The sequence below is a fragment of the Paenibacillus dendritiformis genome (genome assembly GCF_015845845.1).
Lineage (GTDB): Bacteria > Bacillota > Bacilli > Paenibacillales > Paenibacillaceae > Paenibacillus_B > Paenibacillus_B dendritiformis_C.
Map to the genome: position 1 here is coordinate 1 of NZ_LDIG01000259.1, position 12251 is coordinate 12251.

Sequence of the window (12251 nt, forward strand, 5' to 3'; positions counted from 1 at the left end):
TCTTTTGGCCGCCAGTCTCAATGATCATGTCCGCAAGGTCCTCGCCGAAACGACGGAACAAAACGGTGGCATCCTTTTATCCATGGATGGTGTTCAGCCTGAAAAAGGCAACGAAACCCTCTATGTGCTGCGCGAAGTATTTAGTGGGACCGTGCTTGCCGCAAAGAACATGAAGAGTGGCAAAGCGGCGGAATTGCAAACTCTTATCGAGCCTGTGATTGAACTCGGCTTTCCTATTGTCGGAATTGTCGGTGACGGTCAGCATTCGATTCGTCTGGCCTTCGAAGCTCTTCTTCCCGACGTGCCGTACCAGTATTGTCAGTATCATGATTTGAAGGATATTGCCAAACCGATTGTTGATGCAGACCGAAAACTCAAGACAGAATTGAAGAAAAGCATGCGCGGGATTCGAGAGGTTGAACGTAAAATCGAGAAAATCGAAAGTCGTGTTAACGAAACCGAGATTTCGACCGCGAGTGAAACCGCAAAGGAGCAAGCTTCAACCGAAATGGCAGAAGCTCAAATCGCTAAAAAATACATTGCAGCTGTTCGTGCCTTGTTGTTAGAGGATGGCGATCCCCCACTCGAGTTGCCCGGTATGCTGATCTATGAACGTGCGCAAGCTATTCAAGCCTCGTTGGCTCAATGCTTGCGTAAAAAAAGGGGCCTCATTCCTTGAATATATAATTAACATTTTCAGTAAAGTAGATCAAATGTTACCTGTATACGAAACCGTTGCTCGTTGGCGAAAACCGCTGAAACACATTGCCAACATACTGGAACCTAGAATTGATAGAAGCAGAGAAACGGCTCGGTGGGAGATGACCGCACTGCTGGGATGGATGAAACAAACCTACACACAAACCGATGACGTTCCCATAGTGGAGAACATTCTCCGGTATACAAATGGCTTCTGGAATGGTCTGTTTACTTGTTACGACGAGTACCATCTTCCGAGAACAAACAATGATTTAGAGCGATTTTTTCGACAGACCAAAGCAAATCATCGTCGTATTACAGGACTTCGAAACTGGAACACCTACATCCAGCGAAATGGAGAGTTGATCGTATTGATTCAGGACGCCCTACGTCAGGAGCATATTGAGAATCGTCTACGCTCCGTCGGTTATTCCACTTACATGAAATTCCAACTGACGTGGCGTTCTCGATTGAACGAACATGTAGAGCGCAGACGTTTTAATCGTGATCCCAAGGCATACCTCACGGCACTTGAGCAGGAATGGGATGAAATAACTTGTTAGCTAATTATGCTGTCGTAGAAAAAAACAAAAACCATACGTTGTAAATGATTGATGTGAAGAGCCGTATGCGTTAATTGCGCACGTACGGATCTGTGAGGGGTAGGGGCTCAATCCTCGGAAGGAAAGGCCCCGCCTACTCGACCAGGATTCTATTTTCCGATTAACGCGGTCTAGGAGAATACTGTATTTTGGCAGCATTTTCAAAGGGGAGAGGAGCAATTACCCCGGACGGCCCGCGGGGATGCGCATAGCAGCCATACCGGCTCAGGCCGCATCCGTAGCCAGAAAGGGGAGATTGTGCATTCCGCTCTTCGCCGGGAGGTTGATCCGGTTAAATGGGGATCGACCTGATGGGAGTGGCTCCGATCGATCATGGACTCCATGCAATGGAGTTGAGCCTGCTAGTGAGCGACATCGGCATGAGTCCGATGGAAGCGATAGTCGCCGCCACGAGCACATCGGCCGCCGCGCTTGCGATCCAGGATTCGACGGGCACGATCGAGGCCGGCAAGAAGGCGGATCTGGTCGTTGTGTCCCGCAATCCACTGGAGGATATCAAGGTGCTGGAGGACGCGTCCGCGATCGAGCGAGTCTATGTGGGCGGCAAACGGTTGAAATAGGAGCGGGAGGAAAAGGCTCGGAAATAGGCGGGCAAAGATGCAAAAAAAGCCAGGCAAAGACGCAGACAAAGGCAAGACGAAGCCGAAAAAAAGGCAAGACGAAGCCGAAAAAAGGCGAGATGGAGAGGTGGAAAAAGTCGGGGACAAAAAGCGGATAAAACGTGGATAAAGCGCGGACAAAGCGCAGACGGAGGCGGCAGAGTCGGAGCGAAACGGCAAAACCTCCGCGTCCACGGGGTCGTTGGACGGGAGGTTTTGCTGCAGCCGGTTAATGGAATTGGACGTCGATTCGCTTCTTGTTGTCTCCCTGCATTTTCTGCATCCGAACCTCCAGCACGCCGTTCTTGTAACTAGCTGTCACGTTGTCGGGAGACACTTGCGCCGGCAGGGCGATAGAACGGTGGAAACGTCCCGAGAACCGTTCCTGCCGGTGCATATGCTCTTCCTTTACTTCATTCACGCGTTGGATCGAGCCGCTGATCGTCAGCATGTTTTGATCGACATCGATATGTACATCTTCTTTTTTCTCCAGGCCCGGAATGTCGCATGTGGCGACCACCTCCTGCTCCGTCTCATAGACATCGACGTTTAGATGGCCGAGGAACGGCGTTCCTGCCTTGAAGGGAGAAAAATCATGGTCGAAGAACCGGTCCAGTTCCCGCCGCATCGTCTCCAGATGGCGGAACGGCTCGTATGGCACTAATGGCATGTGGCACTGCCTCCATTTCATGTAAGTTTCATTCTTACTGTCACCAAAGGAAACGGAATTATTCATGCCTGGCTTGCTCCGCTCTGCGCTCTGGACGGGCGTGGCCTTTTCGGAAATCGTGAAATTCCGCAAAGATAAAGGGAGCACAACCATTACAACCTCTCCAGCTCCACGGTGGGAGGTTTTTTTATTATGCCGAATCGCTTGCTTTGATCTGGAAAAGGTGCTGCACTTACGTTAAACAATGATTTAAACAGTGTTTAAGATGGTGTTTTGCTTCATCTGTTGCTTCATTTCAATGAGGCCTTGGGAAGGAGAACGATCTTACATCCATTCAGAATAGGGAGGGGTTCGATGACACCGCCAGGCCAGAGCAATGATACGAAAGAGAAGATTTTGCAGACGACGTTGGACGTCATCAAGCGGGAAGGGTTCGACAGCGTGACGATTCGCAAGATCGCGTCCCGTTCCGGCACGAACATCGCGCTTGTCAATTACTATTTTGGTTCCAAGGATAAGCTGATCAACGAGGCGATCAAGGGCTTGCTGATCGGCTTCCGCGATACGTTCGATGTGCTGGATGATGTGTCTGCGCCGCCGAAGGAGCGTTTGAAATTATTTTTGGCCCGCTACGTTCAGGTCATTCAGCAATATCCGGAGCTGGTGCTGCACACGATAGCCGCCGGCTCGGCGATGTTCGCGTCCCAGCATGAGTATGGGGAATTTTTGCGGGCCACCGGATTTCACAAGCTGCAAAAGGTGTTGACCGAGATGACGGGGGAGGAACGGCCGGACTTGTTAATGATGATGATTACGCAACTTTTCGGCGCCATTTTTCTCCCTGCCTTAATGAAGCCGCTGCTTGAATCCGGGGCCGGAGTCAAGCAAGCTCCTATCGACCGGCAGATCGACTTTTTGTTTGAACGATATTTTCCTGAATAAAGAGAAGAAAAGGAGCGGGGAACATGAAATTTCTAAGAGATCATTGGCAGGATCTGGGTGTCGTTGTCGTTTTCTTCGTATGCATCGGGTTAGTGGTCAATGGAGCGCGCATGCCGGAAATCGAGATTATTTTGTGGCTCAGCTTTGTGGCGATATTGGTGCATCAATTTGAAGAATATCGGTGGCCGGGTTACTTCGGAGGGCTGTTTAACGGCGTTATTTTTCGAAGCGAGCATCCGAAACGCTACCCGCTGAATGCGCAATCCGCCATGATAATCAACCTCGGCATCGCTTATTTGTTTTATCTTCTTCCCCGTCTTTGTGCCGCATCTCATCTGGCTCGGTCTTGCCCCTGTCTTCATGGGCTTTTTCCAATTTATATGGCATGGCATCTTTGCCAACATCAAAGCCAAAACGATCTACAATCCCGGCTTGGGCGCCGTCCTCCTGTTTCATTTTCCGATCGGCGGCTGGTATATCTATCATATCGTGACTCACAACATTGCAAGCGCGTGGGATTGGATTCTGGGCACGGTTTATTTTGTGATCGCCGTCTATATTTTCATCATTAAGGGGAATATGTGGCTGAAGGACGAACACTCGCCGTATGCGTTTACTCCGAAGCTAGGCCCTTACAACTTGTCCGCAAAAACGAAAAACGCAGCGCGGTGATGGGGGCTCGAGATGATTCGCGGCGGATGCTTGCATGACAAGGTTCATCTGCTTCAGCCCATTCATTTCATATTGAAGCGAATTAATGCCTGATAGACTCTTTACTTAAATAAATTAAGCGTCGTAATAATGATTGGCATAGCGAACACATCAATCAGAAAGGCGCCGACAATGGGAACGATCAGATACGCTTTGCGGGAAGGGCCGAAGCGCTCCGTGACCGCAGCCATATTGGCCATCGCATTGGGCGTGGCGCCAAGGCCGTGGCCCGTAAAGCCTGCGACCATTACGGCGGCGTCATAGTTTTTGCCCAGCAGGCGGAATAAAATGAAAATACCGAACAGGACGATAAATACGACCTGGACCAGCACGATAACGAGGATTGGAAGCGCCAGATCGGCGACCTCCCACAGCTTGATGCTCATGAGCGCCATGGACAGGAAGATGCCAAGCGTGACGTCGCTAATCAGGTTGATGCTTTTCATATCGATGGCCTGGGGCTTGAATTTATCGACGATGTTGCGGACGATGACGGCGACGAACATGGCTCCGACATAGCCGGGCAGGACGAAGCCGGTTGCCGACGAGAACAGATCTCCCAAGTAGGTCCCCAACGCCATGCAGAAGGTGATGAGCAAGACTTGAATGAAGAAGGTATGGGTCGTGATCGGCTGCGCGTTTTCTTTCACGTCAGCAGCCTCTTCAGCCGCTTCGGCAGGTTTCAAATTGTATTTGCCCAGCAAATACTTTACGGTCGGGCCGCCGACCAATCCGCCGGCGATCAGACCGAACGTGGCGGCCGCAATCCCGATGGACAGCGCGGAAGGGATGCCCATCTCTTCGATGGTTTGTCCAAAAGCGGTTGCGGCTCCATGTCCGCCTTCCATGGACACGGCTCCGGCCATCATCCCGATCAGGGGATGGATGCCGAACAGCGAGGCGAGGGAGACGCCGATGACGTTTTGCGCCAGAGCGAGGAAGCCGCAGGCAAGCCAATAGATGACGAGCAGCTTGCCGCCCAGTTTGATAAGCTGGAAGCTGGCGCCCAGGCCTACCGTGGTGAAGAACGTGAGCATGAACAGACTTTGGAGCGAGGTGTCCAATGTAATGGCTAACAGGCCCGTCGTCTTCAGAATCGTGGCGATAATGGCAAACAGCAGACCCCCGACCACGGGGGCCGGAATACAAAATCTTTGCAGCACGCCTGTCTTTTTCACAATGAATGTTCCCAGTACGAGCAGCGCGACGGCCAAAAATATCGTGTTCACTTGATTAAGTGCCAGTGTCATCGTTGTCCCTCCCTAAAATGGCCATAATGGCTTCATTCGTCAAATAAGCACCTAACTTCACGGTTCTTCCCTGTTCGTCTACGACCGGATTCACTTCGCAAATATCAAAAGAAAGCGCTTTCGAATGTGAGGCTGCCGTACGAATCAGGCTGCGGACAATCATCGGCGTCAACCCGAAAGGGGACGGAGCGCTGACTCCCGGCGCGAATGCCGCATTGATCACATCGGTGCACAGGGTAAGCATCACATAATCGTGCTGGTCGATAAATTCGTGCACGGCGGATGTAATCTCCTCCATCAGTCCTTCCTGCATCTCTTCCTCCAAAATATAGCCTGCGCCAAGCTCGTCCGCCTTGTCGAACAGCTCCTGCGTATTGCCGAAGCGCTGAATGCCGAGCACAAAATAATGGCTGCTCTTGTCCTGCTCCAATATTTGGCGGAACATCGTTCCTGAGGAAGGCTGCCGGTCGTAGGCGCGCAAATCAAAATGAGCGTCAATGTTGATGATGCCCAGCGAAGCGTCTGCGCCGATATAGTGGCGGACCCCTAAATAATGCCCATACAAGGTCTCATGGCCTCCGCCTAATATAATGGGAGTCGCCGCTGCGGACAGGATGCGGGAGACCGCCTGGCCCAATGCTTCCTGGGCTTCTTCCAGCCGTTGGCCGATGCAGCTTATATTGCCCGCGTCGACAAGACGGTGGCCTTCCTTCGCTCTCCAGGGGATGCTGGCGAGCGCCTGCCGGATCGCATTCGGAGCTTGTGCCGCGCCCACTCGGCCCTGATTCCGCCGCACCCCTTCCTCGCATTCAAAGCCGATGATGGCGCAGGTCTTGGCCTGGGTTGCCGACTCAGTCTGCCATGTATCCAGATCGATCGGTTCCACGATTTGATGGTAGCGAAAGCTGCTTCTTCTCTCTGTATGGTCCGTCCGTCCGGTCCATACATCAGCTTCAACATGGTTGTGCAATGTTCCCATCCTCTCTCTGTGTTCTGACCTGTATTCGGTTGTTTGTTTCATTATAAGATGACATTATTATAATTTAAAATATATAATATTGATAAATTAATAGCTTGTGGCTATAAATTAGAAAGGAAGATAAGGTTGGACATCAAGCAGTTATATTATTTCGTGACGGTTGCCGATCAGTTGAGCTACTCCAAGGCTGCGCAAAAGCTGCATATTTCCCAGCCTTCGCTAAGCAACGCCATTAAAAATCTGGAGCATGAGGTCGGCTCGCCCTTGCTGGAACGCAGCACCCGCAAAATTGAGCTGACGGACGCCGGCAAAGTGCTGTATACCAAATCGCTTCAGCTCTTGTCCCAGATGAACATTTTGAAAAAGGAGATGCAGGAAGTAAGGCTGACCGGGAGCGGGGAGCTGATCATCGGCATGATCGAGTCGGTGAGGCATTGGGTTCCGAAGGTGATCTGCGAATATCAAGGCCGGTATCCTTCGATGCGGATCAAGCTGATCGAGGTGTTGAGCCGGAAGTCTGTCATCGATTCCTTGCGGAAATATCATACCCATCTTATCATTACCAATCAGTGCATTGAGGAGGATGACATCGAATCGCTTCCTTTATACAAGGAGAAGTTGGTGCTTGTGCTGCATCGGGATCACCCGCTGTCCGCGCAGGAATCCATCGCTTTTACAGAGCTGGCCGAGGAGCCTTTCATTATTAGCATGGAGGGGTTCCAGACGAGGGAGGATATTTTGGAAGCCTTTGCCCTTGAACAAGCATCCCCGAACATCCAATTTGAAATTGAACGGTTTGAGACCGCGTTGACCCTAGTGCGAGAAAATCTGGGCGTGGCGATCATCCCTGAAAATTATTTGGTGGAACCGAAGGATGCCTCGATTGTCCGGAAAACGATGGTTTCGTCTGCGCTGGAACGGACGGTGTATTTGACGTATATGAAAAACAGGTATTTGGCTCCCGCGGTCCAAAGCTTCCTGGAAGACGTTCAACGGAGCTTCGCGGCAGACACAAAAGCCAACGTCTGACGGACGTTGGCTTGCGGCGCTTGCGATAGAGCGGTTATATCTAGCGCTGATAAATTTGCCGGTAGCGGGCCGGCGTGATGCGCTCGAATTTTTTGAACGTTTTAATGAAGTAGCTCGGTTCGCTGAAGCCGAGATCGTTGCTGATCTGCGAGACGGACAGATCCGTCGTCTCCAGCAATTGCTTGGCCCATTCCATCTTCAGGCGGGGGATGAACACGGAGAAGTTCTCTCCGGTCTCCTTCGTAAAGATGCGGCTGAAATAGCTCGGGCTGACATGGCATAGGGCCGCCATATCGGCCAGCTTTACATTTTCGCTTTTATGCGTATAAATATAATCGAATGCCGGCTGCAGAATCGGGTTGGATGATGCCGTTCTCTGCTGGGTGATGCTGCTGATATGGCTGTCGATCAGCGTGTTTTCCAGCTCGCTCTTCATCGTCTGAATGCTGCGGAACGCCTGATCTGCGAATGAATCGAGGATCGGGTTCGTGCCGGTTAACGCTTGGCGGTACATATCGATGGTCGCGTTTTTATGAATCGCTTCCTCTACGATATAATTGCACAGATGGTACAGCATCTCCGAGATCGTCACCACTTCGTCATACGACAGGACCGGGAGCGAATCGTATTCGTGCTCCAGGCTGCGGAACTTGGCGTTGGCGACGGCATTGGAGGGGCGCGTCACGATCTGCTCCAGCTCCATCGGGTTGTCGCGCAGTTTGACCTGTCCGGCCATAATCGCGCCCATATATTGATTGTGCACGATAATCGGGATCGCGATATCGACAATATTGAAGTGGCAGAGATAGATATAAGGCTTGTTCAGCCGCACCGCTTCCAGGCCGCCCCGGGCGTCGCATTTTTGGCAGTAGGGCGACAAGGCCTCGTCCTGGCGTATCGCCTGGCAGAAGCTCTGGCAGTGGCTGTGCTTCGTGACCGGCACGCCTTTATAATCGGTCGTGATGACGGCCATTTTCGTAACGAGAGAGAGCGAGTCCTGCAGCGTCTGCCATTTTTCCATATCGATGATGCTGTCCAGATTAAAACGCGAGGTCATATCACTCATTCTCCTTCCGTACGCTCCGCCCTATTATAGCACATAATAATCGGATAACAGGACAAGATAATACCATTTTCAAAATATAGGATAAGAAAATACGATGAGATAGCGCTTTATTTTGCAGGAATAGTGCCATGATCTTGTCCCGGGCCGCCACTATAATGGAGATACAAATCAACAGAGGAGGATTACGCAGATGAGAAGAGCGTTTATCAGTCCGGCCAAATATGTTCAAGGTGAAAATGAGCTGTTGAATCTGGGATATTTTATCAAAACCTTCGGAGAATCGGCTCTGCTGATTGCCCATGCCGATGATGTGCAGCGCGTCAAGCCGAAGCTCGAGCATACCATGAAAACCTATGGAGTGACGCTAGTTGAGAGCGGTTTCAATGGGGAGTGCACCCGTCAGGAAGTGCAGCGGTTGAAGCAGCTTGCGGCGGAGCATAATTGCGCCTGCACGATCGGGCTGGGCGGAGGCAAGGCGATCGATACCGCCAAATGCGTCGCGGAAGGCGAAGCGCTCATTATCGTGCCGACCATCGCGGCGACGGATGCGCCGACAAGCCATTCCGCCGTGCTGTATACGCCGGAGGGCGAGTTCGACGATTATGCTTATTTCAAGCAAAGCCCGACGGTCGTCATGATCGATACGACGGTCATCGCGAATGCGCCGACGCGCTTCCTGGTCGCCGGGATGGGGGATGCGCTGTCGACGTATTTCGAAGCGAGAGCGACGGCGAGTTCGTATTCGCGAGTCAATGCAGGTCTGCCGTGCGGCGAGCAAGAGGGAGTAGGTGCGGCAATAGGCACCCGGGCCGCGCTGGCTCTGGCCAAGCTGTGCTATGAGACTTTGCTGGAGGATGGCGCCAAGGCCAAAGCGGCCTGCGACGCGAATCTGGTGACGCCTGCGCTTGAAAATATTGTCGAAACGAATATCCTGTTGTCCGGCTTGGGCTTCGAAAGCGGCGGTCTCGCGGCGGCTCATGCGATTCACAACGGCTTGACTGCGCTCGAGGGAACCCATCATTATTATCATGGGGAGAAAGTGGCTTTTACGACGCTGGTGCAATTGGTTCTGGAAAATGCGAGCACGGCGGAAATCAATGAGGTGCTGCAATTCTGCGTCAGCGTGGGCCTTCCGGTCTGTCTCGCCGATATCGGCGTCACGAGCGTGACGGATGAAGAGCTGCGGAATGTGGCGGCCAAAGCCTGCATCGCGGAAGAGTCGATTCATTCGATGCCGTTCCCGGTTAATGAAGATATGGTGGTGGCCGCGATTCGCGTCGCGGATCAGATCGGCCAGCAATTTAAGCAAAAGGGTGAATAATCGTGAAGAAGATCATCAATAAGCCGGAGACGCTCGTCCGGGAAATGTGCCGCGGACTGGTGCTTGCCCATCCGGAGCTGGAATTCATCAGCAAATACAAGATCGTGAAGAAGAGAGAGCTGAACGCGGACAAGGTTACCTTGATCAGCGGCGGGGGAAGCGGCCATGAGCCGGCTCATGCCGGCTTCGTCGGGCAGGGGATGCTCGATGTGGCGGTGTGCGGCGACGTGTTCGCCTCCCCGTCCCAGATTCAGGTGTATCAAGGGATCAAGGCTTCCGCCAGCAAAAAGGGCACGCTGCTCATCATCAAAAATTACAGCGGCGACATTATGAACTTCAAAAATGCGGCCCATCTCGCGGAGGAAGACGGCATCAAGGTCGATTATGTGAAAGTGGATGACGACATCGCGGTGGAAGACAGTCTGTATACGGTCGGTCGCCGAGGTGTGGCCGGTACGGTGCTCGTGCATAAGATCGCCGGCGCCGCCGCCGAAGCGGGCCTGGAATTGGCGGACGTGAAGGCTGTCGCCCAACACGCGATCGACCGCACGAGAAGCATCGGCTTCGCCCTCACTTCCTGCACCGTTCCGGCCAAAGGGACGCCGACCTTCGAGCTGGGCGAGGATGAAATCGAGTACGGCGTTGGCATTCACGGCGAGCCCGGCATCCGCAGGGAGAAGATGCAGTCGGCGGATGAGCTGGCGAAGAAAATGGTGGCGGATCTGTTCCGCGACATGAAGCTGGACGATGGTTCGGCCGAGGAGCTTGCGGTGCTGGTGAACGGGTTCGGCGGATCGCCGCTGCAGGAATTGTATCTGCTGGCGAACGCGGTCGTGCGGGAAATTCGGAGTCGTCGCGTTTCCATCTTTAAGGTCTTCGTCGGCAACTATATGACAAGCATCGATATGGCCGGCGCTTCCGTGTCTCTGATGCGGCTGGATGATCAGTTGAAGAAGTATTTGGCGGCGGACTGCGATACGCCGGCGCTCCAGGTCAGCGGGCCGTTCGCTCCGCTGCCTGTCCAGGAGGAGGCTGCGGAGACGGCGGAGAAGCAAGCCGTGTCCTATCGCTGCGAGACGGATCCTGCTTATGCGAAGATTGAACGGAATGTGTTCTCGCTGAACAACTTGATCTATCTGACGGACAAGATGAGCGAGATTATTATCGAGAATGAAGTGGCCTTCTGCGAGCTCGATTCGCATGCCGGCGACGGCGACTTCGGCATGAGCGTCGCCAAAGGCTTCAAGCAATTGAAGCGCGAATGGCATGAGATTATGGCGCATCACGCCGGAAATATCGGCGAGTTCTTCCATGCTTGCTCCTTGGTCATTATGGAGCATTGCGGCGGCGCTTCCGGGCCGATCTGGGGCTCGGCGTTCCGGGCGGCCGGGAAATATGCCGGGGACCGCACCGAACTGACGGTTCCGGAATTCGCGGAGATGATGCAGGCGGTCGTCAAGGGGATTCAGGACACCGGCGAACGCTCCTTCGGCCGCGGCGCTGTCGTCGGCGACAAGACGTTGATCGACGCGTTGGCGCCGTTCGCCGACGCCTGGGAGCGGAGCGCCGCAGCGGGCGCCGATGTGAAGACCGCCGCGACGGCCGCGGCGGAAGCCGCCGTCCAAGGCGCGATGCATACGGAGACGATCGTCGCCCGCATGGGCCGGGCAGGCACGGTTGGCGAGCGCAGTCTCGGCTACCCGGACGCCGGCGCTTACGCGCTCGGCGTGATTTTCACCGAGCTGGCGCGGGTGATGGAGTAGCACCTGACCCCTGCAGCTGCAGGGGCAGGGGCAGCGCTGCCGGGCTCCCGGGGGGCTTGCGTGCTCCGTTCGGGAGACCATTGCTGCAAAACTACAGTAATTTACTCCTTTGGGAGGCCGATTTGGTCAAAAAGCTGCACTGGTGCAGCTTTTTGACCTTTTTTATCCCGTTCGGGGCCGAAGTGGGGAAAAATCCTGCAGATTTGCAGGAATCAATTTCGGGTAGCTATATAAGTTGAACTAAAGAATATCCACTACTATATCAGACTCCATCCGCACACAGAGACGGTCGATGATTGCTTGAGGTTCTTTCATCACAGCATTCATGAAAGAGCAGACATTCTTCCGTATCTCAGCTACAGTGTGGTAGAAGACGTTATTCACGACATCCGCTTTGAGCCACTTCCAGAGTCCTTCCACAATATTCAGTTGCGGACTGTACGGCGGAAGAAAGACAAAGGTCAGTCGCTTGTTTTCTTTCAGAAACGGCTCGAGTAGCTTGGCGTGATGGATTCTGGCATTATCCAGAATCATGGTAATGGTTCCTGAAGGGTATGCTTCAAGTACTTTGTTCAAGAATTTGAGAAACGTTTCTGCTG

11 protein-coding genes and 2 pseudogenes are annotated in these 12251 nt (G+C 53.1%); 8 read left to right on the forward strand and 5 right to left on the reverse strand.

Annotation, left to right across the window (positions count from 1 at the left end):
- From ABD76_RS25620 to ABD76_RS25630, 3 genes and pseudogenes are all read left to right on the forward strand, one after another.
- Positions 1-679 (forward strand): annotated as a pseudogene (locus tag ABD76_RS25620) (hypothetical protein); the annotation flags it as partial.
- A gap of 34 nt (positions 680-713) precedes the next feature.
- Complete coding sequence (locus tag ABD76_RS31085; RefSeq protein WP_197259797.1) at positions 714-1262, forward strand: IS66 family transposase; 549 nt, start codon at positions 714-716, stop codon at positions 1260-1262.
- A 335-nt stretch (positions 1263-1597) separates the two neighbouring features.
- On the forward strand, positions 1598-1882 hold the full coding sequence (locus ABD76_RS25630; protein ID WP_197259798.1) for an amidohydrolase family protein: 285 nt from the start codon (positions 1598-1600) through the stop codon (positions 1880-1882).
- Positions 1883-2150: 268 nt separating this feature from the next.
- On the opposite strand, the gene ABD76_RS25635 is transcribed toward ABD76_RS25630, so the two are convergent.
- Complete coding sequence (locus ABD76_RS25635) at positions 2151-2591, reverse strand: Hsp20/alpha crystallin family protein (protein WP_197259799.1); 441 nt, start codon at positions 2589-2591, stop codon at positions 2151-2153.
- A gap of 354 nt (positions 2592-2945) precedes the next feature.
- On the opposite strand from ABD76_RS25635, the gene ABD76_RS25640 reads away from it, so the two are divergent.
- A complete protein-coding gene (locus tag ABD76_RS25640) occupies positions 2946-3533 on the forward strand; it encodes a TetR/AcrR family transcriptional regulator (protein WP_197259800.1) in 588 nt (195 codons plus the stop codon).
- A 110-nt stretch (positions 3534-3643) separates the two neighbouring features.
- A pseudogene (locus tag ABD76_RS25645) lies at positions 3644-4205 on the forward strand (HXXEE domain-containing protein).
- 101 nt (positions 4206-4306) lie between these two features.
- On the opposite strand, the gene gltS reads toward ABD76_RS25645, so the two are convergent.
- A complete protein-coding gene (gltS, locus tag ABD76_RS25650; protein ID WP_197259801.1) occupies positions 4307-5494 on the reverse strand; it encodes a sodium/glutamate symporter in 1188 nt (395 codons plus the stop codon).
- Positions 5478-6464, reverse strand: a complete 987-nt coding sequence (gene hutG, locus ABD76_RS25655) for a formimidoylglutamase (protein ID WP_420901973.1) — start codon at positions 6462-6464, stop codon at positions 5478-5480. Before hutG ends, gltS begins: the two co-directional genes overlap by 17 nt.
- A 135-nt stretch (positions 6465-6599) precedes the next feature.
- On the opposite strand from hutG, the gene ABD76_RS25660 reads away from it, so the two are divergent.
- The gene (locus tag ABD76_RS25660; RefSeq protein ID WP_197259803.1) at positions 6600-7502 is read left to right on the forward strand and encodes a LysR family transcriptional regulator; all 903 of its coding nucleotides are present in this window, start codon (positions 6600-6602) and stop codon (positions 7500-7502) included.
- A 40-nt stretch (positions 7503-7542) separates the two neighbouring features.
- On the opposite strand, the gene ABD76_RS25665 is transcribed toward ABD76_RS25660, so the two are convergent.
- On the reverse strand, positions 7543-8559 hold the full coding sequence (locus ABD76_RS25665) for a PocR ligand-binding domain-containing protein (RefSeq protein WP_197259804.1): 1017 nt from the start codon (positions 8557-8559) through the stop codon (positions 7543-7545).
- 199 nt (positions 8560-8758) lie between these two features.
- Here ABD76_RS25665 and ABD76_RS25670 point away from each other — a divergent pair, with 199 nt between their 5' ends.
- A complete protein-coding gene (locus tag ABD76_RS25670; protein ID WP_197259805.1) occupies positions 8759-9889 on the forward strand; it encodes a glycerol dehydrogenase in 1131 nt (376 codons plus the stop codon).
- 2 nt (positions 9890-9891) lie between these two features.
- Positions 9892-11652, forward strand: a complete 1761-nt coding sequence (dhaK, locus tag ABD76_RS25675; RefSeq protein WP_197259806.1) for a dihydroxyacetone kinase subunit DhaK — start codon at positions 9892-9894, stop codon at positions 11650-11652.
- 240 nt (positions 11653-11892) lie between these two features.
- Here dhaK and ABD76_RS25680 read toward each other — a convergent pair.
- Positions 11893-12251 (reverse strand): IS630 family transposase (locus ABD76_RS25680; RefSeq protein WP_197257801.1); only part of this gene is annotated, 359 nt, incomplete at its 5' end.

Excerpts from the sequence above, each read along its gene's own strand:
- ABD76_RS25640 (WP_197259800.1), top strand. The coding sequence starts at position 2,946 with ATGACACCGCCAGGCCAGAGCAATGATACGAAAGAGAAGATTTTGCAG.
- ABD76_RS31085 (WP_197259797.1), top strand. The coding sequence starts at position 714 with ATGTTACCTGTATACGAAACCGTTGCTCGTTGGCGAAAACCGCTGAAA.
- ABD76_RS25670 (WP_197259805.1), top strand. The coding sequence starts at position 8,759 with ATGAGAAGAGCGTTTATCAGTCCGGCCAAATATGTTCAAGGTGAAAAT.
- ABD76_RS25630 (WP_197259798.1), top strand. The coding sequence starts at position 1,598 with ATGGGGATCGACCTGATGGGAGTGGCTCCGATCGATCATGGACTCCAT.
- ABD76_RS25665 (WP_197259804.1), bottom strand. The coding sequence starts at position 8,559 with ATGACCTCGCGTTTTAATCTGGACAGCATCATCGATATGGAAAAATGG.
- ABD76_RS25635 (WP_197259799.1), bottom strand. The coding sequence starts at position 2,591 with ATGCCATTAGTGCCATACGAGCCGTTCCGCCATCTGGAGACGATGCGG.
- gltS (WP_197259801.1), bottom strand. The coding sequence starts at position 5,494 with ATGACACTGGCACTTAATCAAGTGAACACGATATTTTTGGCCGTCGCG.